This is a genomic window from Clostridiales bacterium (genome assembly GCA_015243575.1).
GTDB classification, from domain to species: domain Bacteria; phylum Bacillota; class Clostridia; order Peptostreptococcales; family Anaerovoracaceae; genus Anoxybacterium; species Anoxybacterium hadale.
The window spans coordinates 1,440,802-1,465,811 of record CP042469.1 but is presented as its reverse complement, the minus strand read 5'-3'; the positions used below and the strand labels follow the sequence as shown (position 1 = coordinate 1,465,811).

Below are 25,010 nucleotides of genomic sequence, written 5' to 3'. Positions count from 1 at the left end.
CATAAATAAGGAGAACGACATATGAAAATGAAAAAAATAATAACCTTGATCCTAATCGCTATGGTTCTTTGTATGATGTTTTCGGCCTGCGGAAGCAGCAAAACAGGAAGTGATACGGAAGGCAGCACTCCAGCATCCGATGGTGCAGAAGAACAGAAAGACAAGCTGGCTGCCGGCTTGCTGGAGCAAAACAGCATAGAAACATCGGCTCGTAAGAATTGGACACAGGCCAACGGAAACGGTGAAATAAGAAAACAGGTCGAATATAAGAGATTTGATTCCCTGAATACCATGCTGATGGAGCTTGGCACCGGACGAGTAGACTTTTTACAGTTGCCCGGCAGTGTTGCAGCCTATCTGGCTGCCGCAGATGATTCTCTGATTATTGAGACAAAGGATAACTCAAGACCAAACCAGCATTACCATATGGCTGCTCGTGGGGATAATACGGCACTAATGGAAGAGCTGAACAAAGCCATTGAAGCTTTAAAGGCAGACGGCACACTTGACCAACTGGTATCCGACTACATCGCCAATGCGGACAGTGAGCCTGCTTCCAACGCACTGGTAAAGAATGAGGGCGGAGAGACTCACGTTGTAGCTGTTACCGGCGATCTGCCGCCGATGGACTATGTTGCTGCCGACGGAACGCCAGCGGGCTTCAATGTTGCTCTCCTCAATGCAATCTCCGAGAAGACAGGCTGTAACTTTGAAATTGTGCAGATGGATGCAGCAGCTCGTCTGTCGGCACTGGAGAGCGGAAAGATTGATCTTGTCTTCTGGATTGGATGTTGGAGCAATGACGGTTTTGAGCCAGAGGAAGAAAATATCAGCCTTTCAACGTCATACTTTGAAGAACCTCTCTGCTTTGTCAGTTATTCGGCGGATGTTCTGGAAAAAATCAGATCCATCTTTGTGAGAGCAAACTGAGCACTGATTGAATCAGCGTGTTCCTAAATCAACGGTTCCAAAGAAAGGTGATTCACCATGAGATTGAAATGTTCCAGGGCAGTTGCACTTGTTCTGACCCTGTTGATTCTCATAAGCCTTCTGGCAGGCTGCAATACCAAGACGAAATCAGCGTCTGCCGAAGCATCCCAAAACAACCAGCAGCGTGTACCGGTGGAAGCTTCCCGCATCGGTGTGATGGAGGGCTCTACCAACGAGGTTTATGCGGAGGAGCATTATCCAAAAGCGGATCGTCAAAGCTTTAAGAATTATGTTGACAGTACTGCAGCACTGGATGCGGGCAAGCTGGATTATGCCATGATGGACTATACCAGCGCACTTCGTTTTATCCGCAGCAATCAAAACCTGAAAATTGGATCAGGAGCCCTGACCGATGAAAAGCTTTGTCTTGGGATCAGTAAAAGCCAGCCTGAGCTGGCGCAAAAGGTCAGCGCGGTGGTGGACAAATATCTTGCCGATGGAACCATGGATGAGATTATTTCCCACTGGATCAAGCCTGACGTATCCGATTATGCTGTTGTAAAGACTCCCAGACTTGAGGGAGCACCAAAGATTAAGGTGGCCATTGTATCGTCCCGGGAGCCTACCACATTTATGATGAACGGTCAGTATGCCGGTCTTGATGTGGAACTCATTGACAGAATTCTTTATGAGTTGGGATACCAAGCGGAATATCTTGATATGGAGTGGGGGGCAGTCATCACCGCTATGGGCAGCAGCAAGGCTGATATGACCATGGGCATGTACAATACTCCTGAGCGCGCGGATAAGCTTCTGTTTACCTCACCCTATTTCACAAACCCGCAGGTGCTGGTGGTACGTCAGGAAACAGGCGAGGATACAGGGGTCAAAACAGGTTCTGATACAGATGAGCCTCAGTATACTGCCCTGAACCAGCTCTCAGGAAAGGTGGTTGCCTCTCAGACCGGCACCATCGCGGATCAGCTGATCAACAATGTCATTCCCAATGTGAACTACAGCTATTTTAACACGCGGGCCGACATGCTCGCAGCGCTGAAGAACAGCAAGGTAGAAGCAATGCCTGCCGACGAACCGGTGGCCAGACTGGTTGCGGCGCAAAACCCGGATCTGGTCATCCTGCCTGAGCAGATCGTTGAGGACCACTATGGTGTGGCACTGCAAAAGGACAGTCCTCTTACTGTTCCGGTGAACGAGGCCATTGCCCGGTTGAAGGCTGACGGCACTCTGGACAAAATGAAGGAAAAGTGGACCGGCGCTGATGAAAGGATCAAAGTTCTGCCTAAGCTCGTCTATCCCGGTGCAAACGGGACCTTACATGTGTCACACGAGATGAGTGCAGAACCCATGGAGTATGTGGGAGCGAATGGAGAGTCGGTGGGCTATGATTTGGAGCTGATGCTGCGGATTGGTGAGATTCTCGACCGCAAGGTGGAGTTCACAGGCGTCGATTTTGCAGGATTGATCCCCATGCTGCAAAGCGGCAAGGCGGATGCCGCAGTAGGCTGCATGTCCATCACTGACGAACGGAAAAAGACAGTGGATATGAGCGATTCCTATTATGATGGCGGGCTGTACTTCGTTGTGCGCAAAGCCGCCGACCCCGCTGCTACCGTTTCTGCTCAAATAAAGGAGGGTTTTGGGGACAGTCTGAAGGCCAGCTTCACACGTACCTTTCTTACGGAAAACCGCTGGAAGCTAGTTCTGGATGGTCTGAAGGTCACGGTGCTCATATCAATCTGTTCGGGGCTCCTGGGCTCACTGCTGGGCTTTGGAATCTGCATGCTAAGGCGCAGCAAAAACCGCCTGGCCTCTCTTTTTGCAGCGGCATTTATCCGGCTCATCCAGGGAACGCCAATCGTGGTACTGCTGATGATTCTCTACTACATCATTTTCGGCAAGCTGGATATTTCTGCCGTTTTGGTAGCGATTTTCGGTTTTTCAGTCAACTTTGGTGTTTACGTATCAGAGATGATGCGTACTGGTATTGACGCGGTGGATAAGGGACAGATCGAGGCAGCATATGCTTTGGGCTTTACAAGGGTCAGAACCTTCTGGAAGATCACCTTTCCCCAGGCAGCACGGCATTTCCTGCCGGTTTTCAAGGGTGAGTTTATTTCTATGGTCAAGATGACTTCAATCGTAGGCTATATTGCGATTCAGGATCTCACCAAGGTCAGCGACATCATCCGCAGCCGCACCTTAGAGGCATTTTTTCCGCTGATTGCAACGGCGGTGATCTACTTCCTGGTTGCGAATATTTTGACTGCGCTGTTATCGCGTCTGGAAATCAGTCTGGACCCCAAGCGGCGGAAACGCGCTGTGAAAGGAGTAGTGACAAATGATTTCCATTAAGAATTTAAAAAAAGAATATCCCAATGTTACGCCTTTCTTTGACATCAACGTGGAAATTAAAAAAGGAGAGGTGATTTCCATCATTGGTCCCTCTGGTACAGGTAAATCGACGCTGCTGCGGTGCCTGAATCTTTTGGAGACACCGACCTCCGGCGAAATCGTCGTGGACGGAGAGGTCATAACAAAAAAAGGCGCAGACATTCCCGCGGTCCGGCGCAAGATGGGGATGGTTTTTCAGTCCTTCAACCTGTTCTCTCACTTGACCGTGATCGAGAACATTATGCTAGGGCCTGTGGATTTGTTGAAGTTGTCCAGACAGCAGGCATACGATGAAGGGCTTCGCCTGCTCACTACCGTGGGTCTCGTTGAAAAAGCACTCAATTACCCGGACGAACTGTCCGGAGGTCAAAAACAGCGTGTTGCCATTGCACGGGCCTTAGCCATGAAGCCGGAAATCATCCTCTTCGATGAGCCTACTTCAGCGCTGGACCCAACCATGGTGGGCGAGGTGCTGGCTGTCATTCGGTCTCTGGCCAGAGAGGGGCTGACGATGATGATCGTTACCCACGAGATGAAGTTTGCCCGGGACGTGTCTACCCGTGTCTTTTACATGGATGAAGGCGGTATCTACGAGGATGGTCCGCCGGAGCAGATCTTTGATTGCCCTAAGAGAGAGCGCACCAGGGCCTTCGTGAAACGGCTCAAGACCTTCGAACGAGTAATCGAATCATCTACCTTTGATTTTATCGAGGTCAATACCGGCATAGAGGAGTTTGGACGAAGACAGCTTCTTTCACAGAGGCAGATCAACAATTTGCAGTTGGTGTTTGAGGAATTGTGCGTACAGACGCTCCTTGGCAGGGGAGGAGAGACGCTTCCCCTGCGGTTTTCGGTCTCGGTCTCAGAACTGGATGGCTCCTGCGAGGCGGCGATTTTCTACAGCGGTCCCAGCTTTAATCCCTTCGAGGAGCAGGCTGGGGAGCTGTCCATCAAGATGGTGCTTGGTCTGACCAAAGAACATCAGTGGAGTGGAGAGAATGGGAATCACATTTCTCTTGTATTGTAACTTGTATATAAAATGATTTACAAAAAAACTGAAAAAGCCAGCCTCTCATGAAGGGCTGGCTTTTTTAGAGAAGAAAATCTCTACAATAAAGCGATTGCTCAAAAAGGTTATCGAGGCTTGGATGCAAGCTGCAGAAACTCCTGCATTGCTCGGGTGAGATACTTATTCATCTTGAAATAGAAATAATTCTCCCGAATTGCATACTGGCTGTCGATTTTATAATAGATCATTCGGTGATCCGGCGGGATGTTGCGAACCAATGTATCGCTGACCAGTGTAGCCCCAATGCCATGGCAGGCAACGTGGTAGGCTGTTGCCAACTGATCCAGCTCCAGCACAATGTTCGGCTTGATATTGTTCTCTGAGAAAATTTTGTCTGCCCGATCCCTTGTATCGTTGCCGTACCTCAGAAATATGAACGGTGTGCCATCTGCTTGCTCAAGTGGGATCGCGTCCATGGCAGGGCCAAGATGTTTGCCACGCATAATATCTTCCGCAGTCAGTCGGTATTTTCTTACGTGTTTATTCAAATCGAGCGTTTCCGGAACCGCTAAAATCATTTGTTCGCGATGAAAAAGCTGTTTTTTATAGTGGGTTTCGTTAAACGGATAATTATCGATAATCAGGTCCAATGCTCCAGAATACAGCTGTTTCTCGAGGCGCGCAGTGTCGGCCTCGATCAGATTGACCGCTACCAGAGGATATTGGGACTTAAATCTGGCAATCATGGGCGGCAGGATATAGGAGGTAAAGAAGTTGCTGGCCCCGATGGCAAGGCTGCCCGTTCTCAGATCATTCAGGTCGCTGAGATACATCTCAAAGCTGTTTTCAATATCCATGATTTTTTCGGCACCTTTGATATATTCCTCACCGCATTCCGTCAGTTGGATTGGTGTGGTACTGCGATCAAAAAGTTGAGAACCAATACGGTCCTCGATTTTTTTTATGGTTAGACTGAGTGATGGCTGGGAAATGAAAAGCTTTTCCGCCGCTTTTGAAAAGCTCTTCGCTCTATAAACCTCGTAAACATACTTTTTGTTTGTGAACATGTCGGAACCTCACTATAAATTGAAAGTTATGAATATTCCATTCGTATTAATTCATTAATATAATGATATTATAAAAGAAAACCTGAAGAATGCAAGATTATGGATGTGAATATTTATATTTGTTTATGGCTTACATATCTTTATTTATATTTGTCTTTAACAGGGGGCAACGATATAATGAGGGAAACAGGGGGCTTCCGCGACTGCAGCGAGGGAGTTTTCAAATGAGGAAAGACTTGAAAGAGAGGATCAATGACCATGTCAAAACAATATAAGCAGGATCAAACGTTCCGTCTTGAACACGATTCCATCGGTACGAAGGAAGTTCCGGAGCATGCATATTATGGTGTTCAGACATTACGTGCGGCTGAAAATTTTTCCATTACGGGGCTTACTATGCATCAGGAGATTGTGAACAGCATCGCTGCAATCAAAAAAGCCGCCGCCTTAACAAATTATGAGGTCGGCAGACTGGACAAAAAGCGCACCGATGCAATTGTAACAGCATGTGACGAGATTATTTCCGGAAAACTGCACGACCAATTTATCGTGGACCCCATTCAAGGGGGTGCGGGCACAAGCCTTAACATGAATGCAAATGAAGTCATCGCCAACCGTGCCATTGAGCTTCTGGGAGGGACCAAAGGAGATTACCTGCTCGTGAATCCCAACGACCACGTGAATTACGGGCAATCCACCAATGATGTATTTCCTTCCTGCGGCAGAATTACTTCACTCAAGCTGATGATCAAAGCACAAGCCGAATTATATCGCCTGTACGATGCGTTCATCGCAAAAGCAGAGGAATTTGATGGTGTGATAAAGATGGGGAGGACACAAATGCAAGATGCTGTGCCGATCCGTCTCGGCCAGGAGTTCCGTGCGTATGCCGCTGCGATTAAACGTGATATTGCAAGGTTTGAAACAGCAAAAGATGAAATGCGCAGCTTAAACCTCGGCGGTACAGCCATTGGTACAGGACTTAATGCTGATGAACAATACCTCCTGCGCGTGGTGGAGAATATAGATAAAATCACGGGACTGAATTTGACGCAGGCCAGTGATTTGATCGACGCAACTCAAAATCTCGATGGTTATGTTACCGTTTCCGGTGTGACGAAATCTTGCGCAGTGAACCTTTCGAAAATTTCAAATGATCTGCGGCTCATGTCCTCCGGTCCAAGAACCGGATTTGGAGAAATTAATCTGCCGCCGAAACAAAACGGTTCCAGCATCATGCCTGGAAAGGTCAATCCCGTGATTCCTGAGGTTGTAAATCAGGTTGCCTTTAATATCATTGGTAACGACATCACCGTGACCTTGGCCGCAGAAGCTGGGCAGCTTGAGCTGAATGCGTTTGAACCAATCATTTTTTATAACCTGTTTCAGTCCATCGAGACGATTACCTACGCGGTTCGAACGCTCGTTGACAACTGCATTACAGGAATTACGGCCAATGTAGAGCGCTGCCAAGCCATGGTGGAAAACAGTGTAGGAATTATCACCGCCGTATCTCCGCACATCGGATATCAAAAGGCAGCAGAGATAGCAAAGGAAGCCATTTCCACTGACGTATCGGTACGGGAATTGCTTCTTCGCGAAAAACTATTGACAGGTGAGGAACTCGATATCATTCTGAATCCTTTTTCCATGACAGAGCCGGGAATTTCCGGCGCAGAACTGTTGAAAAACTAGGAGGTTTTATCATGGACTATGCACAGGAATCATTAAAATTACATTATCAGTGGCGCGGAAAGCAGCAGATCGTGCCCAAAATGTCGGTGACCACAAAGGAGGAATTATCCCTTGCATATACGCCGGGAGTAGCACAGCCCTGTCTGGAGATACAGAAGGACGTAAACAAGAGCTATGAACTTACCGGTCGATGGAACACTGTAGCGGTTATTTCAGACGGAACCGCGGTGCTTGGCCTTGGCGATATCGGTCCGGAAGCCAGCATGCCCGTGATGGAAGGGAAGTGTGTGCTGTTCAAGGCTTTTGGTGATGTGGAGGCTATTCCGCTCTGCGTGAGGTCAAAGGAAGTGGATGACATCGTAAATGTTGTCACCTTGCTGGCGGGAAGCTTCGGTGGAATCAACCTTGAGGACATCGCGGCACCCAGATGCTTTGAAATAGAGCGAAAGCTGAAAGAACGCTGCGATATTCCCATTTTTCACGATGACCAACATGGAACTGCTGTGGTTACGCTGGCGGCGCTTATCAATGCTTTAAAATTCGTTAAAAAAGATCTGCGTGAGATCAGAGTCGTTACGCTTGGTGCTGGGGCGGCAGGCGTTGCGATTATCAAACTGCTGATGGCTATGGGCCTGAAAGATGTTGTGATGTGCGACCGGCAAGGTGCGATTTACGACGGCCGAGAGGGATTAAATGCAGAAAAGGCTGAGATGGCAAAGATCTCAAACCTCAGCAAGAAAAAAGGAAGTCTGGCGGATGTGCTGAAAGGTGCGGATGTATTTATCGGCGTGTCATCACCGGGTACCGTAACCCAGGAGATGGTTCGCAGTATGGCAAAGGGTGCGATTCTATTCCCCATGTCAAATCCCACTCCGGAAATCATGCCTGATTTGGCGCTGGAAGCCGGAGCGGCAGTGGTTGGAACCGGCCGCAGCGATTTTCCCAATCAGATCAACAACGTGCTGGCGTTCCCTGGGATTTTTAGGGGTGCATTGGATGTACGTGCAAATGACATCAACGATGATATGAAAATTGCAGCAGCCTATGCAATCGCAGGTCTGGTATCTGACGCAGAACTAAAATCGGATTATATCATACCAGCTGCCTTTGATCCACGTATCAAAAATACTGTGGCCAATGCTGTTGCAGAAGCGGCCAGAAGAAGCGGTGTTGCTAGAATTTAACAAACTTTAATTCAATGAGCGGTAAAAGTTTATAAAGGAAGTATTGTTCTGTTTTCTCTGAAACGAAATCCATTGAATGAGATACGACCTTTGCTTGATTTTTTGTGGACGTTACGTTAGTATTAACATTATGTTATGTAATGTTTTAGCGTCTTAATTGAAAGAAATCAGCAGGAGTTTATATGGATCGAAAATTGAAACTGAAAGTAAACATACTGATATCACTTATTATTTTTGCAGGGTTTGCTGCTGTAGCATTTACCAGCTATCATACCTACAGTAAAATCATTGAAGACGATATTGTAAATATCTCAAAACTGACTTCAACCAATATCTACTCAGACATCAGAAATGAGCTGACGAAACCCATTTTTGTTTCGTTGACTATGGCTAACGACAGCTTCCTCAAGGGTTGGCTGGAAAGTGAAAAGGCGAACGATACGTTGGAACATCAGTTGGAATTGCGTCAATACTTGCTGGGTTTGAAGAAAAAATATAATTATGACTCCGTATTTCTGGTTTCCGAAAGCTCCAAAAATTATTACCATTTCAATGGGTTGAACAAAGTGATCAGCGATAACAATGATCATGATATTTGGTACTATGAATTTGTCAATAGCGATTATGTGTATGATTTGGACGTTGATACGGATGAGGCCAACAAAGGGAGCCTCTCGGTTTTTGTGAACTGCCGCATGACGGACGAGGACGGGAAGCTTTTAGGTGTTACCGGTGTTGGGCTTGAGTTGGATCAGGTTCAGAGTTTACTGAAAGCCTTTGAAGATGATTATAATCTGGATGCATTGCTGTTTGGAGAAGACGGCACCGTTCAGATCAATACGAGCTTGAATGACATCAGTACGGAAAACGTGTTCGATGCAGAAATACTGAGTGAAAATAGGGAGAAAATCCTGAACAATCACGATTCCTTACAAGTGTTGCAATTCAAAGAGCAATCTTTTCACGGATATTATATCGTTCGGTATATTGAAGAACTAAACTGGTATTTGCTCATTAAAAAGGATACTTCTGTGCTTGCAAGCTCCATGTATGCGCAAACGACGAGGGATGCGCTCATCTATACAATCGTGGTATTGCTAGTACTAATCATCACCAATGGTATTGTCAAGAAAAATGATCAGTTAATGCTTGGTCTGCTTCGCACCGACTTGCTGACCGGGCTGCCCAACCGCCGTAATTTCAACGAGACCCTGGCAAAAGCAATCAACATTACATCAGAACAGGAATCGCTGTTCGTGTTCGTATTTGATCTGGACAACTTTAAGCATGTCAACGATACACAGGGACATCTGAAAGGAGATCAAATGCTGCAAGAAATCAGCAGGTTTGCTTCCGAAGCATTTTCAAAAAAAGGATTGGTTTGCCGATGGGGCGGAGATGAATTTGCGGGCTATTGTTTTAGCGACAGACAGGAAGTAATCAAAATCCTTGAGGCGTTTTTCGAGATTGTTAGAAAAGATCCTTCCTTCAAGCTGTATAACATGTCGGTCAGTCTTGGTATTACACGTGCTCTTGAAAATGATAATGAAGATGCCCTCATTTATCGCGCCGACCAAGCACTATATCAGGCCAAGGCAAACGGCAAAGATAACTGGGTTATGGATGACGAAAAGAACCGTATTTGAAGCTTCTGTTATGATAAAAAATGAAAGAGTAATGAAAAATAACAAAACAGGCAATGAAATCGCAGGGATTTCATTGCCTGTTTTATGCTTTGCTGCAAAATCAGTTTGCTGTATTGAATGCAGCGCTGGCTTCTTCTTCTTGTGCATTGCCTACGATTGCCCATGCAATCGCAGCAGCAAGAATGGAAAGGGGAAGTGCGACAACAATGGCATCGACCATGGAAAGTGTCTGCAATGCAGTACCCTTTACAATGGAAGTTGTTTTAAAGAGAAGATTGCAGATCTGAAGACTGCCGGCGGTTTTTTCCTGAACAAAGAGCAGCCAGAAAAGGCTTGCAGCAGAACCGGTCATAATACTTGCAAGGGCAGCTTTCCTTGGAAACTTCTTGAAATACAGGGCTGCAAAGTAGGTAGGTAAGAAGGTTGCTGCACAAAGTCCGAAGAATAATGAGGTGCCGATGGCGATAATCGCCATACTTGCATCCAGCATACTGGACAACCATGCAAGCATGGTACTGATGATAAGACCGATCAACATTGCAATTCGTGTCAATGTTATGGTTTTTGTTTTCAACTTTAGAGACTGTTTCAGAAAATCACGTCCAAGAGCAGTTCCCATGGTATGAACCAGAGCATTCAAAGTTGAGATTCCGGCAGCCAGAAGGATGACCAGGAAAATGCCGCCGAACCATTCTGGCAGGAAAACTTTGATAAAGGTTGGGATGATGCTGTCATTAGAACCAGCAGCAACAACGGATATCTGGCCGGATGCATTATAGAATGCAACGTTTGAGAGGGCTCCCACAGAGAATGCAACACCAGTCATGAACAGGATGAAAACTCCTCCGGAGAGAACCGCACGGTTTAACTCTCGTCCGCTTTTTACAGTCATGAATTTAACGGATAGCTGCGGCTGTGCGAGTACACCAATGCCTACGCCGGCTACAAGAGAGGTTACAATATTCCACCATACGGGAGTACCTGTAACAGGCATGGACGTCCATCCAGCAAAGCCCCCTTTTGTGAGACCTGCTACCTGCTCTGCAACCCCGGGCATTGATGGAAGCTCGGATAGTGCTATATGCGCATTGGTGATACCGCCCAGCATTCCGTAGGTATAGAAGATCAGAAATGCCATCCCGACGAACATGAGGGTACCCTGAAACGCATCAGCATACATAATGCCCTTGAGACCGCCCATAATTACAAAAATAGCAGCCAGTACTGCGATAATGATAAGTGCTGCATTAAACGGTGCCCCGGTGTATTTTGCCACATAATCAACAATTCCTTTGAGAACTGCAGAGGCATAAATGGGCATAAATAAGAAAATAAGGATACCTGCATATCCTTGAATGAAGTTGCAGTTAAAGCGGCGGGCAAAGAATTCAGGCATAGTATTGGTACCAAGCCTATGTCCGATTTCACGGGTGCGCTTCCCAAATACGACAAACGCGATAAATACACCGACAAAGATATTCAGAACAGTGAGCCATAAAAGTCCTAGTCCAAACTGACCAGCGGCACCGCCAAAACCAACGATAGCGGAGGTGCTGATGAAAGTGGCTCCATAAGATAAGGCCATAACGATCGGATGAATTTGTTTTCCTGCTAAAAGATAATCACTGGTGCTTTTTGTTCTCTTAAATGCGGTATATGACAGAAACGCTAAAATAAGTACATAGATGATAAGGCTGACGATCACATAAATCATTTCTTGTCACCCCCGTTACTACTGCCGTCTTTGTTCCAATTGATCACACCATAAGAGATACATAAAATGGCTCCGCCAATGGATAATAGATACGCTAGCAAAATGGATGGGTCTGATAATCCTAACATAATTTCCTCCCTTTTCAAGATTACTTGACGTCTTGCCCGCCATGTGTTTGCGAAAACACAAAAAAAACCCTTCGCCCCTATTATAGGGACGAAGGGCATGATTGCTCTCCGTGTTACCACCCTGATTCGCGTATCATAAAACACGCGCACTCATATTCGGATACAGAAGCTATATCCTATCCTTTTAACGGTGGAAACCGTATCTGTCTACTGCTGTAAACCAGCGTGTTCAACAGATACGCTCAGAAGGGAACTTCAACGGGTTTCACTTCAGATCTGCTTCCAGTCAATGACAGATCCTCCCTGGCAAGATAGTGCCGCATACTTTCCTTCGTCACAGCGTTTGCATTTTAACTTATTGTTTTTCATTATAAGTGGGACCTTAGTATTATGTCAACAGAAACTTTTGGAAATCAATAAACTAAGAAAGAAATATTTTTATTCTTTTCTGTCACAGCTAATATTCTCTCATTGTCTAATTTGTTATATAATCAAATCAATGAAAGGAATGGTAAATTATGAGAGAAGAAGAGTTTGATTTTGTAAACCGGGCTGTAGACGGAGATAAGCAGGCGCTAGAAGCTTTGATCATGGGAGTTGAAGATATGATCTACAATTTATCGCTGAGAATGCTTGGAACAACTCAGGATGCAGAGGACGCAGTGCAGGAAATCATTATCAGGATTATTACCCAGCTGTCAACATTTCGAAAAGAGAGCGCATTCTCCACATGGGTTTATCGAATTGCTGTTAACTATCTGATAAATTACAAAAAATCTATGTTTGCGCAGAGGCCCCTTAGCTTCGAATTTTATGGAATGGATATTGATAACGGGTTCATAGAAAACAAACAAGAACTGCTGCAAGATGTGAGTGAAGACTTGCTGACCGAAGAATTAAAACTTTCCTGCACGAATGTTATGCTCCAGTGTCTTGATCCTGAGAGTAGATGTATCTACGTGCTTGGTGTTATGTTTCGAGCTGACAGTAAAGTATGCGGTGAGATTCTTGGAATTTCTCCGGAGGCTTATCGTCAGAGATTGTCTCGTGTACGAAAAAAAATGGGAGGATTTCTTGACACTTACTGCGGGCTGAGTGAAGGGGGAAAATGCAGCTGCAGAAAACGGGTTGGATATGCGATTCAAAATCATCGGCTAGATCCCCACCATCTTGAATATACAGCGCTGAAACAGCTGGATTATAGTTTAACCTTTGGAATCAAGCAGTCTATGGAAAAAATGGACGACCTTTCATTGATTTTCAGAAGTTTGCCAAAGTTTCGCTCGCCGGATATTATGAAAGAGTTTCTAAAAAAACTGATCGTATCAGAGCATATGAGTGTTATAAAAGCAGTCTGAGATATTCCGTAACCATGACTGCATTTAAACTGTTTGAGACATTCTCTTGTGAGAATCTGAGATAATAAAAGGAGTTAATACTATGAAAATATTTATGATAGCAGCAGCTATAGGAACCATCGCAGGAATTGTAGATATTCTGCCGATGATTAAGATGAAACTTGATCGTTACTCAGTTATTTCTGCTTTTGTGTTCTACTTTTTAATGCCATTTGTCATCTTTAATATTAAGGTGCCAGGATTAGCCTGGTGGCTAACGGGAGGTCTTGTTACTTTCCTTCTGGCGGTACCGGTTATCCTTATAGTAGCAAAGCAAGATAGAACAGCAGTTCCGCCCATGGCTATCTCGTCTCTTGTGATTGGTACTCTGATCGGAATAGCAGGCCACTTAATGTTGAGTTAATCCCGGATAAGAGGGACAACTTAATTTGAACTTAACGATTGGATTTTATAAGGATATACACACTCCGAGCTGATAGGAATATATATAAAAGGGGGAGCGTTATTCTCTAAAGTATCTAAGAACAATTCCCCTAAGCCTGATACAAGGAGTTTTTTAATGTGTTACCGACTAAAACGATTCCAAGGGAGTCCACAAACGTTCAGAGCAGCAGACGTTTTATAGCTGTACCTTTATGTTATCAGGAAACTGAATTCACTTGCGGTGTGGCCTGTGTTCAGTCTCTGCTTGCCAGGTATGGTATGTATTTTAAACAGAGTATGCTTGCGGATGTTTTAAATACAAAGCCCTATATCGGAACAGAGTATCAAAACATTCTTTCCTTTGTCAAAGCCAAAGGTCTGACTGCGTCGTTTTATGAAAATATGAAACCTACAGATCTGATTCGATTCATTGATGCAGGGATTGCGCCACTATTGATCATTCAGGCCTGGTCCGATGATGCCATCGATTATTCTCATGACTGGAAAAACGGCCATTATATTATTGCTTGCGGATACTATGAGAAAGGAATTTATGCAATGGACCCATATACACTGGGCAATTACACTTATCTTCCTTTTGAAGATCTAAAGCAAAGGTGGCATACTGTTGACCAGTTCGGAAACCGCCACTATTATAGCGGCATAATTATGTATTATGAAACTTGTCAGATTCAATATGATCCCGGGAAAATAAAATATCTTGGTTAAATGAGTGTAATGATAAAGCAGCTTGCGTCTCGGGGTGACCCGGGGCGTTTCTGTTTGCCTTATTTTTTTGTTTTCATCAATAAAAGGTGCGTCGTAACGCCAATTCCAATGAATATAAGAAGAACGGTAAGCCAAAGCTTTTGTGTTAGCAGGATTGATAATGTCATTAAGATCCAGAGTATTGCAATTGCAGATGCCTTTCTGGATGCGCTGATGCCTTGTTTTGTTCTCCAGCCTTCAAGATAAGGCCCAAATACTTTGCTGGATTCTAATCTCTGGTACATTTTCGGATCGCCGATAGAAAAGCAGGCCGCAGCAGCAATAACGAAGGGGGTTGTTGGGAGAACCGGCAGGACAATTCCCATTACGGCTAAAACGAGTAAAAGCCAGCCGCAGAACATCAACATCATCTTTTTCATTTTTCCCTCTTTGCATAAAAATTTCTTTCTGGATCAGCAGGAAACCATCCTCGAATAACGCGTTGCTCCTGTTCAAAAAGCGGAATCCCATCAAAGCTCATCGTTTTTTTCCTTCAATTACAGATAATTGAAAATATTATAAATGATTCTGCTTCTAAAATCAAGTAAAGCAGGAACATGAAGGTAACCCTCATAGAGATTAGAAATTTATCATTTGATGTGATCTGACTGATTGAGGACATGGAAAATGTGTTATAATAGTTCCAACCATTTAAGGGCAGGAGAAGTAACTTAAGGAGGCATCTATGACTACGAAAGAATACGATTCCAAATTTACCAGGTTTCATGATTTGATGAAATTCCGTGTACGAGAAATTCTATTGGTATCAACGCCGTACGATTCCTTTGTGCTTGAAGAGGACGGACATCTTGCTGATAAGATTTTCAGTGAATATCTGGATCTCAATCTGCAGTTTGTCCCCCGAATCGCGCATGCATCCTCTGCTGAGGAGGCTTTTGAAGCGTTGAAAAGCCGTACTTACGATCTTGTTATCACCATGCCCAGAATCAGTGACATGAGTCCCTTGGAATTCAGCCGGCTCGTAAAGGAAGAATATCCGGAAAAACCAGTGGTCATGTTGACCTATGAGACCTTGGATAATGAAACATTAAGCAAAATCAGGGAAGCGAGAACCATAGACCGAGTCTTCGTGTGGTCGGGAGACAGCCAGATTCTACTTGCGATCATCAAGTATGTGGAGGATCTTGGAAATGTTGAAGAGGATAGCGCGCAGGGCGTACAGGTTATCCTTGTGGTAGATGATTCTCCCAGCTATTATTCGCAGTTTCTTCCATTGATTTACACTGAGATCATGAAACAAACCCGTTACCTTATCTCCCATGCGGTCAATGATCTTCACCGTCTGCTGAGGATGCGTGCAAGGCCGAAAATTATTCTTGCTATTTCTTATGAAGAGGCTCAGGAATTAATCCTGAAATATAAAAATAATCTCCTGGGTGTAATCTCTGACATCGGATTTTTGAAAAACGGTGAGGTCTATTCGGAGGCAGGTCTTGAACTTGCGTCCTACATCAGCAGTACCATTCCCGATCTTCCCATACTCCTTCAGTCAGAAGAGACCGGAAACATCAAGAAGGCCAAGAGGAGAAAACTGAATTTTATCGATAAAAATTCTCCTAATCTTTTAAAGGAACTTAGAAATTATATACTAGATAATTACAGCTTCGGAGAATTTGTCTTTAGAACTGCTAAGGGTGAGATTCTTGTAAAGGCATCGGACATTACGGATTTTGAGAGTATTGTTGAGACGCTGCCTGTTGAGAGCCTGATTTATCATGCAAGTCACAATCATTTTTCCCGATGGTTCAGAGCAAGAACGGAATTTGCGATTGCCGATGAATTGAGGGAAAGAGAGCCCAGTGCGCCGGAAAACATCAACGAGTTCAGAGCCTTTATCGTTGATTGCCTCGACAGACTTTACCGCAGCTATCAAAAGGGGGTCATCATCGATTTTGGACTTTCTAAAATGACCTTTGAAAACTCCTTTATCAGACTGGGAAGCGGGTCGCTGGGCGGAAAGGCCAGGAGTGTTGCATTCTTCAGAAATCTGCTTGTAAATTCGGAGCTGCAAAATAAATACCCTGACATCCGGCTTAAGATCCCAAGCTCCTTTGTCATTTGCAGTGATGTTTTTGAAGAATTCATGTACATCAATGATTTGCAGGAAATGGCATACAACTCCACCAATGAGGACGAAATCGCACAGCGCTTCCTTGAAGGACGATTGCCGGATGTGATTATTGACAACCTGAGAATACTGATCAATGAGATCGATTATCCGCTGGCTGTCCGTTCCTCCAGTATATTGGAAGACTCACAGGTTTTGCCATTTGCAGGAATTTTCAAGACGTATATTCTCCCCAATTGCGATCCCAATCCGGTTGTAAGATTGAAGCAGCTGATCGATGCAGTTAAGCTGATTTATGCATCTGCGTTCTTTCAGTCTCCCAAAGGATATGCAAAAAATGCCGATGTACGGATAGAAGAGGGATCGATGTCTGTATTGATACAACAGTTGGTTGGAGAACAGCATGAGGATATCTTCTATCCGCTGATTTCAGGTGTAGCGCAAACATATAACTACTACCCATATTCCTATATGCAGCCAGAGCAGGGGATCGTGAGTCTTGCATTGGGGTTCGGAAAAGCCATCGTTGACGGGGGACGTGTATTCAGTTTTTCCCCGGCGTATCCGAAGATGAATCCGCCGGTTGCTTCTCCGCAGGAATTCATGGAGAACACACAGACCAGCTTCTATACACTGGACATGAGCGGATGCGCAAGGCAGCTTACCAAGGATGATGAATGCACCTATCGGAAGATTGGATTTGAGCGAGCTGATAAAGATAAAACCTTGCATAAAGTTGCCAGCACATATCTCAGAGACAGCGATATGATTATGGATACCTTTGCAGCGCAGGGTCCGAAAATTGTGACCTTTGCATCAATTCTGAAATACAACTCCATTCCGCTTGTGAACATTGTCAAGGATTTATTTGAGCTTGGGAAGAGTGCCTTTGGAACAGATGTTGAGATAGAGTTTGCTGTGAATTATCCGGTTGAAAGTGATAAGAAGCCAGAGTTTTACTTTCTGCAGATCCGTCCTATGGTGGTCGGCCGAGAAGCCAGAGAGGTTAAAATTGAGGAGTTCAATCGTAAGGATGTGGTGTGCACCAGCTCACATATCATCGGAAACGGCGTCTATAAAGATATCACAGATGTAATTTACCTGGATCCGGACCATTTTGAAATGAATAAAACCGTTGATATTGCTACAGAAATCGGTGAGATAAACAAGCTGCTGATGAGTGAGGGGCGCAAATGCGTGCTGATGGGCTTTGGAAGGATCGGAACCTCTGATCCGTGGCTGGGAATCCCGCTGATGTGGTGGCAGATGTCCCAGGCCAAAGTAGTGGTAGAGGCAGATTTAGAAAATCTTACTGTGGAGCCATCACTGGGAAGTCATTTCCATCATAACCTCACCTCTTTAAAGATGGGATATTTTCATATCGGAAAAAAAGCGCCTGATCATGAATACATCAATTGGGAGAAGCTTCGTAAAGCAAAGATTATTCGTCAGACAGAGCACGTCACGCTGGTTCGTTTCAAAAAACCATTAATCATTAAAATAGACGGACAGAGCAATCAGGGTGTTATCTTGATTCAAGATTAAAAATATAGCTGCCTCCACCGAAAACGGTAAAGAGGCAGCTTGTTTTTTTTAGGCTTTTATTCAAATGGGAAGCGGTGATGCAGACCCAAACTGTTTCTCACCTCAATGAATTCCTTTTGAACTGCTTCTCCGATAGGAACTCCTTTATCTTTGCGCTCCAGCCAGATCAGGTGTTCCTTTTCACCTGCTGTATAGATCTTGCTTTCTCCGGGAGCGAGGGTTGAGGAACGGAGTGCTCTTAAAATATCTCCGGTGGTCTTCTTAAAACTGTCAGCTCCAAGAAAAGCTTCTGTATCGATGGCGATAAAGAAATGACCGAGATGGTACGGCATTTTGTTTCCATGATCATCAAGTCCGGTAAGCATTTTTAAAAAGCTTCCGGCTTGAAGGGCTGCGGAAAGGATTTCTACCACGGTGGCATAGCCGTAGCCTTTGTATCCGCCCAGCTCTTCGCCGATTCCGCCAAGAGGAGCCAGAGCAGCAGTTTCCTTCACCAGATCTTCCAGTATCTTGACACTGTCTGTCATGGGGTTTCCGTCATGACCGATGACCATTCCCGCGGGTGTTTCTTTGCCTTCTCTGGCGTAATACTCAATCTTGCCGCGCTGGGTGATGCTCGTAGCACAGTCCAGAATAAAGGGGAATTCTTCATCGGTAGGAAAGCCGAAGGTAAGGGGATTGGTTCCAAGCATGTTTTCCACGCCGAAGGTAGGGGCGATGGAAGGCCGCGCATTGGTGCCGGTGATTCCGATCATATTTTCCTTGATGGCCATGGAGGGATAATAGCCGGCAATGCCGTAGTGTGTGGAATTTCTAGCAGCTACCATACCCATTCCATACTTCTTAGCCTTTTCAATGGCCATGCTCATGGCTTTAAAGCCAACTACCATGCCCATTCCGTCATGTCCGTCTACAACTGCGGTGGTCGGTGTTTCCCTGAGGATCTCAAACGCTGTGACAGGTTTTTGTATCCCTGCATTGATTCGATCAATATAGATGGGTTTAAAACGATTGCAGCCATGACTCTCAATCCCCCGCCTGTCGCTTTCCATCAGTACATCAGCACATATTTCCGCCTCTTCTCGGGGAACACCGATCTTTTCAAAGGCTGATGCAATAAAATCGCCGATTAGGTCCCATGACATATATGGTCTTGTTTCCATGAATGCTTGCCTCCTGCTTCTTTTGTAAACTTGATTGGAACGCCTCTTGCCGTAAAACCCCTTTGGTTTTACTACCTTTTTATTGCGTTCATTATATCATCCATGCAAGTCGCAGCTCCGGCTTGCTTCACACCGATACAATGAACGCCTCTTGCTGTAAAACCCCTTTGGTTTTACTACCTTTTTATTGCGTTCATTATATCATCCATGCAAGTCGCAGCTCCGGCTTGCTTCACACCGATACAATGAACGCCTCTTGCCGTAAAACCCCTTTGGTTTTACTACCTTTTTATTGCGTTCATTATAACATAAACAACGCAAAATAAAAATCATGTCTCCAAATATAAACTCTGTTAGTCACTTTCGTTAACCGATTATACAATCAAACCCTCCATTATAACACCAGACTTTTACTTGGTGCTAAACTGGAACTGTGATATGATAAAAAAAACATTTTTATGGGAGGTGAACGGTATTGTGAACAACTACAAAACTTCTGAAATAGCCAGACTGACAGGAATTCATCCCAATACAGTGCGGCTTTATGAGGCTTTGCAATTGATTCCTGAGGCAGAAAGAAAAGCAAATGGGTACCGAGTTTTTAATGACTTTCACCTCGAACAAATTAAGCTTGCCAGAATTGCATTAAAAGTTGAGGTTCTACAAAATGGACTTCGAAAATCAGCGATCGAAATAATAAAAGCCGCTGCACAGAAAGACCTTAGTAAAGCGGAGTCCCTTGCGCACTCATATTTGGATCAGGTCAGAAAAGAGCGGAAAAACGCGGAAGAAGCCATTGACATTGTTACACAAAATCTGGCCTTTATTCCTGGGAAAGAAGATGTCCAGATGGAAGAAAGCGCGTTATGGAACAGGAAGCAGACTGCGGAACGTTTGGAAGTTTCCATGGATTCTCTGAGAAACTGGGAAATGAATGGACTTTTGACGGTGAAAAGAAAGAGAAACGGCTATCGGGTTTATGGGAGTGAAGATGTGAGAAGGCTTAAAATTATTAAAGCACTTCGCTGCGCTAACTATTCCTTGGCATCGATCCTGAGAATGCTAACCGCACTTTCCGCAAATCCCAAGGCGGATGTTTATAAGGAAATCAATACACCGAGAAGGGATGAAGAGATTGTCTCTGTTTGTGATGAACTGCTCACCTCTTTGGGTCGGGCAGAAGCCAATGGATTAGAAATGCTTCGTCAACTGGAGCGCATGAAGCGGCTGCTAAAATAATATAACCCTCCATTTAAACACCAGACTTCGCACTGGTGTTATTCTTTTTGAAAAGGAGGAATGACATATGAAAGAAGAATGTATAACGATTCAAGCGAAAGGTCTGAAGAAGTCTTACAACGGGGTAAACGTTGTAAATGAACTCAGCCTCACAGCTTATAGGGGACAAATTTTCGGTCTCCTCGGAGCAAATGGCGCGGGAAAAACAACAGCCATTGAATGTGTGCTGGGAACAAAGGCATTTGAGGCAGGAATGGTTGAGGTTCTCGGTATGAATCCGGTGAAAGAACGAAGAAAGCTCTTTGAAAGGGTCGGCGTTCAATTTCAGGAATCTGCTTATCAGGAAAAGATTACGGTGAGAGAACTGTGCGAAGTGACAGCTGCATTATACCGTCAACCAGCCAATTATGAAAAACTGCTCATGCAATTTGGACTGTCTGATAAGAAAAAAAGCTGCGTCAGTGAACTTTCCGGAGGACAGCGACAGCGACTGTTCATTGTGCTGGCACTGATTCCAGAACCGGAGGTGATTTTTCTGGACGAGCTTACCACTGGTCTTGATGCAAAAGCGAGACGTGAAGTTTGGAAATACCTGGAGGGGATGAAGGAAAAAGGTCTAACAATCCTGCTTACATCACATTTTATGGATGAAGTAGAAATCCTTTGTGATACAATCCTGATCTTGAAACAAGGCAGGACGGTATTTTCCGGCACGGTTAAACAGGCGATAGAAGCAAGTCCCGCAGAAAATCTGGAAGATGCGTATCTATGGTATACCGATGATGAGGGATCAAATGAAAAGGAGGAACGGTATCATGAAAGCCTTTAAGACACTTCTAAAAATTGAATGCAAACTGTCACTGCGAGGCATGGATATGGTAATCTTTGCAATCCTAATGCCCATAGCAGTAACCATCATTTTGGGGGCGGTATTTGGGAGCAGGCCTGCATTTGAAGGAGCTTCCTACAGTTTTCTGGCACAATCCTTTGGCGCTGTTTCGACCATTGCAGTCTGTGCCGGAGGTGTTATGGGTCTTCCGCTGGTAATTTCAGATTATCGCAACAAGAAAATTTTAAAGAGACTGAAGGTGACACCTGTTCGGCCAGGATTAATCTTGGCTGTTGAAACAGTAGTTTATGCGCTGTATTCTATCTGCTCGCTTTTACTGGTATACGGGACAGCAGCAATTTTTTTTGGATATCGTCTGGGGGGGTCATGGCCGCTTTTTCTGGCAGCATACTTTCTTGTGATGGTTTCTATGTTCAGCATCGGACTGATGGTGGGAGGACTGGCGCCCAATACAAAGACCGCTGGAATGATAGCAAGCATCCTGTATTTTCCGATGTTGATATTTTCCGGTGCTACCCTGCCTTATGAAGTAATGCCGCGTGTAATGCAGAACCTGGCTGACCTCATGCCCCTTACTCAGGGGATCAAACTGCTGAAGGCGATGTCGCTGGGATTGCAGGCGGGAGAAGTGTTCCTGCCAATTGTCATCATGTTATCCATTGCAGTCATCTGTACTGGAATCTCAATTCGTTTTTTCCGCTGGGAGTAAGTAGAGCTTCTTTCAAGCCCTTCACCAATAGGTGAGGGGCTTTTCAACTTGCGAAAGTAAAATAATTCCTATAGAATTAAAATAATGGGTTTGGTATAGGGTTAAAGGGAGAAAGAGGTACTTGATGATTAAATTGAGATTCAGAACAATTATATTGGTAATCACTTTGATATTGATGCAGTCGGCAGCGGCGTCTGCAAACTCAGCCCCCACCTATTGGGAGGGATATCCCTATTCAGAAGTACTTCTTGTGGATGAAGCATCACCAATTGAAGTGAAAAGGGAAAAACTGATTTTTGATTATAACAGTATTAGGCAAGAGCAATTTGGCTTTTCGCCAACAGCGGCGGTAACCGCAGAATATCAGATGATGAATTCCTCTAATGCTGACCAGAGGGTGCAGATGGCTTTTTCACTGGTTTCCAGTCTGGCAGAGCTCTCTGTGAAGGATCTGATTGTTGAAACTGACGGCAGCAGGGTATCCTACGAGGTTTATCCGGCTATGGAGGCTGCTGAACACAAATATGATTCTGATGCGCATTTTCGTTACGGTGGTTTTCATATCTCCACTGCGGAATATGAGCTGCCGGGATTTGATTTGAATCAGAAGGCCCAGCTTGTTCGCTACCGGATCAAACCAGCCAAAGAGGAAAATCTGCGATTCGAAGTGATTTTTAATGCCGACCCGAAACAAACTAGGTTAATTGGGAAAAATTTTAATATGGCGAGTTACACTGAGGGGAAGGGCTCTTCCATTGGTGCCGGGCTTTATAAAGATAAAGAGAAGGTGGTGGAAGTGCTCGTCTTGGGTGAAGCGATCCACCTGGAAACAGAGGTTTTGACTGAAGATGGCGTAAAAGCTGACCCTGCTGACTTTTATTTCGAGGAGGAAGTCAGCAGTGTTGACCCACGGAAATATCTGATGGATGAAATCCATCGGGATCTCAGGAGGGAAATCACAACGGCAGTAGATGAGACCCAGCTGCTGAATCTTTACCTAAGCAGAATTTGGAGTGATGGACTTGTTGCTGGGTACAGCTTGCTGGACGAAGCTCTTTCTGCTTCTCATGAAGATCGAGTTATAACACTGCTTTATTCCGTTGACTTCCCTGCGGGTTCTGAACGAACGATACGCGTAGGGTACTTGACTGGCGGAACCATGGATCGCCGTGAGACAAGCTCTCCCCAGTATCACTATACATACTTGCTGAGCCCGGCCAAACATTGGAAGTCCTTTGGTGAGCTGGAACTGGAAATTCGCACACCGGAGAAGGCACCGTTTGTGATCGAAAGTTCTCTGCCTCTTACTTTGGATGGAGAAAGAAGATACATCACGGTACTTGATGGTTTGCCGGAGGATGAGCTTCTTTTCACCTTGTATCATAAGGAACAGATTACATCTCTTGATAAGGTAGAGAAATCTTTGGATGGTCTTCGATATGTGCCTTTCTTTATAGCAATGTTCTGGCCATTCCTTCTTGCAGGAATCATCCTGATCATTATCCTACTGTGGAGTAAAAAAGCAAGAATAAGAAATTAGTATAACCGTCATGAAACACCAACTTAAATAATATCATGGAAAGGGAGCATAGATTGAATTTATAAGGAATGGAGAGCAGAATATGTCCGGGGGTAAATTCAACATCAATTCTCTTTTTCTAATCGGAAAAAAGAGACGGGAATTTCGTAGACCAGAATTCCTAAGGATTCAAACCAAGAGTAAGCTGGAGATGCATGAAAAAAGAATGATATCTCCCTATATAAATACCCCTTTCGCTGCAGAGGTAAGTTCACCATCAGGTTCTCAGGAGGGATTTCCCTTTGAAGTCCAGGTCATCGCCGAGGATCTAAATGTTCCATGGGCAATGGACATCAGTCAGGACGGAAGAATCTATTTTACGGAACGGCCGGGGACTCTGAGAATGATCCAGAATGGAGTGCTTTATCCAGAGCCGATTATGACGTTTCAGGCACCTTTTATCAGTGAGGGGGAAGGTGGGCTGTTGGGCATCGTGCTGGATCCTGACTTCTTGGAAAATCATTTTATCTACGTCATGCATTCTTATTCAGAGGACAATCAAATCTATAACCGTGTTGTTCGCTTGATTGAGCAGAATAACAGAGCCTTTATCGATCAGGTTCTCATCGATAGAATTCCCGGAGGCCTTGTTCATAACGGAGGCAGGATCAAGATCGGACCAGATGGGAAGCTTTATATTTCCACGGGGGATGCTGGGAATACCTCTTTTCCGCAGAACTTATCAAGTACTGCCGGCAAGATCCTTCGCATTGAGCTTGACGGCAGAATTCCGGCAGACAATCCCTATCCTGGGTCACCTGTATACAGCTATGGTCTGCGAAATCCTCAGGGATTGGCCTGGGATTCAGCAAATAATGTAATGTACGCATCAGATCACGGTTCAGAAGCCCGGGATGAAATCAACTTGATCATTCCAGGAGGCAACTACGGTTGGCCCCTTGTAACCGGTGATGAAGAATCCAATGAACTCATCGTTCAAAAACCCCTTGTAAATACTGGAACCGAGACTTGGGCCCCATCCGGGATCGCTTATCTTGATCAAGGGCCGTGGCAGAACCGCTTACTGGTTGCAACGCTTCGCGGACAAAAGCTGATGTCCATTTTACTATCGGAAGACGGCACTGCAGTTCAAGGAATCGAGCCATGGCTCCAAAGAGAATATGGTCGGCTTAGAGATGTGATTCAAGCTGACGATGGGTCTATCTACATCTCCACCAGCAATCGGGATGGCAGGGGAGGTGTGCCCAGACCGGAAGATGATCGCATTATCAGGCTAATACCGCGCACATAAATTAGCTAGTTCCATAATTGGTGATCTATGATAGCCTGCAGATAATTAGAAGCTAAGACTTGTCGATAAGCCACCTGAGACCACAGGCAAAGAATTGTAAATGATTATGTGTCTGAGTAGGACAACCCCATGGGGATATATGGAAAAATGTAAAGAAAACGATATTGTTCAAAATTCTTGCATTTTGTCGAAAAAAAGAGTATTTTATAGTTATATAGCACACAGGGGATAAAGACAGTAGAATCACAGA

Annotated in this window: 19 protein-coding genes; 15 read left to right on the top strand and 4 right to left on the bottom strand. The window is 44.8% G+C overall.

What is annotated here, in order from left to right; all coding sequences use genetic code 11:
• The first annotated feature begins 21 nt into the window (after window positions 1–21).
• From FRZ06_06375 to FRZ06_06365, 3 genes are read left to right on the top strand one after another with little or no spacing between them, the layout of a single operon-like run.
• Complete coding sequence (locus tag FRZ06_06375) at window positions 22–930, top strand: amino acid ABC transporter substrate-binding protein (protein QOX62992.1); 909 nt, start codon at window positions 22–24, stop codon at window positions 928–930.
• Window positions 931–987: 57 nt separating this feature from the next.
• Window positions 988–3,303, top strand: a complete 2,316-nt coding sequence (locus tag FRZ06_06370; protein ID QOX62991.1) for an ABC transporter permease subunit — start codon at window positions 988–990, stop codon at window positions 3,301–3,303.
• A complete protein-coding gene (locus FRZ06_06365) occupies window positions 3,290–4,369 on the top strand; it encodes an ATP-binding cassette domain-containing protein (protein QOX62990.1) in 1,080 nt (359 codons plus the stop codon). The genes FRZ06_06370 and FRZ06_06365 overlap by 14 nt, the downstream gene beginning before the upstream one ends.
• Before the next feature lie 107 nt (window positions 4,370–4,476).
• Here FRZ06_06365 and FRZ06_06360 read toward each other — a convergent pair whose 3' ends face one another.
• The gene (locus FRZ06_06360; protein ID QOX62989.1) at window positions 4,477–5,418 is read right to left on the bottom strand and encodes a LysR family transcriptional regulator; all 942 of its coding nucleotides are present in this window, start codon (window positions 5,416–5,418) and stop codon (window positions 4,477–4,479) included.
• Between the two features lie 258 nt (window positions 5,419–5,676).
• Between FRZ06_06360 and FRZ06_06355 the strand changes: the two genes are divergently transcribed.
• The 3 genes from FRZ06_06355 to FRZ06_06345 all read left to right on the top strand — a co-directional run bounded on the left by FRZ06_06355 (window position 5,677) and on the right by FRZ06_06345 (window position 9,943).
• On the top strand, window positions 5,677–7,113 hold the full coding sequence (locus FRZ06_06355; protein ID QOX62988.1) for an aspartate ammonia-lyase: 1,437 nt from the start codon (window positions 5,677–5,679) through the stop codon (window positions 7,111–7,113).
• 11 nt (window positions 7,114–7,124) lie between these two features.
• Window positions 7,125–8,297, top strand: coding sequence for an NADP-dependent malic enzyme (locus FRZ06_06350; protein ID QOX62987.1), 1,173 nt, complete (start codon window positions 7,125–7,127; stop codon window positions 8,295–8,297).
• Window positions 8,298–8,479: 182 nt separating this feature from the next.
• Window positions 8,480–9,943, top strand: a complete 1,464-nt coding sequence (locus FRZ06_06345; protein ID QOX62986.1) for a GGDEF domain-containing protein — start codon at window positions 8,480–8,482, stop codon at window positions 9,941–9,943.
• 100 nt (window positions 9,944–10,043) lie between these two features.
• On the opposite strand, the gene FRZ06_06340 is transcribed toward FRZ06_06345, so the two are convergent.
• Window positions 10,044–11,657 carry a sodium:solute symporter family protein gene (locus FRZ06_06340; GenBank protein QOX62985.1) on the bottom strand — a complete coding sequence of 538 codons (1,614 nt, stop codon included), beginning with the start codon at window positions 11,655–11,657 and terminating at the stop codon, window positions 10,044–10,046.
• A gap of 646 nt (window positions 11,658–12,303) precedes the next feature.
• Here FRZ06_06340 and FRZ06_06335 point away from each other — a divergent pair.
• The 3 genes from FRZ06_06335 (at window position 12,304) to FRZ06_06325 (ending at window position 14,295) form a co-directional block, all read left to right on the top strand.
• The gene (locus tag FRZ06_06335) at window positions 12,304–13,143 is read left to right on the top strand and encodes an RNA polymerase sigma factor (protein QOX62984.1); all 840 of its coding nucleotides are present in this window, start codon (window positions 12,304–12,306) and stop codon (window positions 13,141–13,143) included.
• Window positions 13,144–13,225: 82 nt separating this feature from the next.
• Window positions 13,226–13,546, top strand: a complete 321-nt coding sequence (locus FRZ06_06330; protein ID QOX62983.1) for a hypothetical protein — start codon at window positions 13,226–13,228, stop codon at window positions 13,544–13,546.
• 158 nt (window positions 13,547–13,704) lie between these two features.
• The gene (locus FRZ06_06325) at window positions 13,705–14,295 is read left to right on the top strand and encodes a hypothetical protein (GenBank protein QOX62982.1); all 591 of its coding nucleotides are present in this window, start codon (window positions 13,705–13,707) and stop codon (window positions 14,293–14,295) included.
• A 59-nt stretch (window positions 14,296–14,354) separates the two neighbouring features.
• Here the strand turns inward: FRZ06_06325 and FRZ06_06320 are convergent, their stop codons facing one another.
• Entirely contained in the window at window positions 14,355–14,714 is a 360-nt protein-coding gene (locus FRZ06_06320; GenBank protein ID QOX62981.1) for a DUF454 domain-containing protein, read from the bottom strand.
• A 305-nt stretch (window positions 14,715–15,019) separates the two neighbouring features.
• Between FRZ06_06320 and FRZ06_06315 the strand changes: the two genes are divergently transcribed.
• Window positions 15,020–17,968 (top strand): response regulator, encoded by a 2,949-nt coding sequence (locus tag FRZ06_06315; GenBank protein QOX62980.1) that lies wholly within the window; start codon window positions 15,020–15,022, stop codon window positions 17,966–17,968.
• 56 nt (window positions 17,969–18,024) lie between these two features.
• On the opposite strand, the gene FRZ06_06310 is transcribed toward FRZ06_06315, so the two are convergent.
• Entirely contained in the window at window positions 18,025–19,131 is a 1,107-nt protein-coding gene (locus tag FRZ06_06310; protein ID QOX62979.1) for an Ldh family oxidoreductase, read from the bottom strand.
• A gap of 477 nt (window positions 19,132–19,608) precedes the next feature.
• On the opposite strand from FRZ06_06310, the gene FRZ06_06305 reads away from it, so the two are divergent.
• The 5 genes from FRZ06_06305 (at window position 19,609) to FRZ06_06285 (ending at window position 24,760) form a co-directional block, all read left to right on the top strand.
• Entirely contained in the window at window positions 19,609–20,370 is a 762-nt protein-coding gene (locus tag FRZ06_06305) for a MerR family transcriptional regulator (GenBank protein QOX62978.1), read from the top strand.
• A gap of 67 nt (window positions 20,371–20,437) precedes the next feature.
• The gene (locus FRZ06_06300) at window positions 20,438–21,199 is read left to right on the top strand and encodes an ABC transporter ATP-binding protein (protein ID QOX62977.1); all 762 of its coding nucleotides are present in this window, start codon (window positions 20,438–20,440) and stop codon (window positions 21,197–21,199) included.
• Window positions 21,186–21,929, top strand: coding sequence for an ABC transporter permease (locus FRZ06_06295; GenBank protein ID QOX62976.1), 744 nt, complete (start codon window positions 21,186–21,188; stop codon window positions 21,927–21,929). The genes FRZ06_06300 and FRZ06_06295 overlap by 14 nt, the downstream gene beginning before the upstream one ends.
• A gap of 124 nt (window positions 21,930–22,053) precedes the next feature.
• On the top strand, window positions 22,054–23,469 hold the full coding sequence (locus FRZ06_06290; protein QOX62975.1) for a hypothetical protein: 1,416 nt from the start codon (window positions 22,054–22,056) through the stop codon (window positions 23,467–23,469).
• 190 nt (window positions 23,470–23,659) lie between these two features.
• A complete protein-coding gene (locus tag FRZ06_06285; GenBank protein ID QOX65861.1) occupies window positions 23,660–24,760 on the top strand; it encodes a PQQ-dependent sugar dehydrogenase in 1,101 nt (366 codons plus the stop codon).
• Window positions 24,761–25,010 lie beyond the last annotated feature (250 nt).

Bases quoted from the DNA above. Each gene is read 5' to 3' on its own strand.
- FRZ06_06350 (QOX62987.1), top strand. From the start codon at position 7,125: ATGGACTATGCACAGGAATCATTAAAATTACATTATCAGTGGCGCGGA.
- FRZ06_06330 (QOX62983.1), top strand. From the start codon at position 13,226: ATGAAAATATTTATGATAGCAGCAGCTATAGGAACCATCGCAGGAATT.
- FRZ06_06365 (QOX62990.1), top strand. From the start codon at position 3,290: ATGATTTCCATTAAGAATTTAAAAAAAGAATATCCCAATGTTACGCCT.
- FRZ06_06345 (QOX62986.1), top strand. From the start codon at position 8,480: ATGGATCGAAAATTGAAACTGAAAGTAAACATACTGATATCACTTATT.
- FRZ06_06300 (QOX62977.1), top strand. From the start codon at position 20,438: ATGAAAGAAGAATGTATAACGATTCAAGCGAAAGGTCTGAAGAAGTCT.
- FRZ06_06375 (QOX62992.1), top strand. From the start codon at position 22: ATGAAAATGAAAAAAATAATAACCTTGATCCTAATCGCTATGGTTCTT.
- FRZ06_06320 (QOX62981.1), bottom strand. From the start codon at position 14,714: ATGAAAAAGATGATGTTGATGTTCTGCGGCTGGCTTTTACTCGTTTTA.
- FRZ06_06285 (QOX65861.1), top strand. From the start codon at position 23,660: ATGCATGAAAAAAGAATGATATCTCCCTATATAAATACCCCTTTCGCT.
- FRZ06_06355 (QOX62988.1), top strand. From the start codon at position 5,677: ATGTCAAAACAATATAAGCAGGATCAAACGTTCCGTCTTGAACACGAT.
- FRZ06_06360 (QOX62989.1), bottom strand. From the start codon at position 5,418: ATGTTCACAAACAAAAAGTATGTTTACGAGGTTTATAGAGCGAAGAGC.
- FRZ06_06310 (QOX62979.1), bottom strand. From the start codon at position 19,131: ATGGAAACAAGACCATATATGTCATGGGACCTAATCGGCGATTTTATT.
- FRZ06_06290 (QOX62975.1), top strand. From the start codon at position 22,054: ATGATTAAATTGAGATTCAGAACAATTATATTGGTAATCACTTTGATA.
- FRZ06_06370 (QOX62991.1), top strand. From the start codon at position 988: ATGAGATTGAAATGTTCCAGGGCAGTTGCACTTGTTCTGACCCTGTTG.
- FRZ06_06295 (QOX62976.1), top strand. From the start codon at position 21,186: ATGAAAGCCTTTAAGACACTTCTAAAAATTGAATGCAAACTGTCACTG.
- FRZ06_06335 (QOX62984.1), top strand. From the start codon at position 12,304: ATGAGAGAAGAAGAGTTTGATTTTGTAAACCGGGCTGTAGACGGAGAT.
- FRZ06_06340 (QOX62985.1), bottom strand. From the start codon at position 11,657: ATGATTTATGTGATCGTCAGCCTTATCATCTATGTACTTATTTTAGCG.
- FRZ06_06315 (QOX62980.1), top strand. From the start codon at position 15,020: ATGACTACGAAAGAATACGATTCCAAATTTACCAGGTTTCATGATTTG.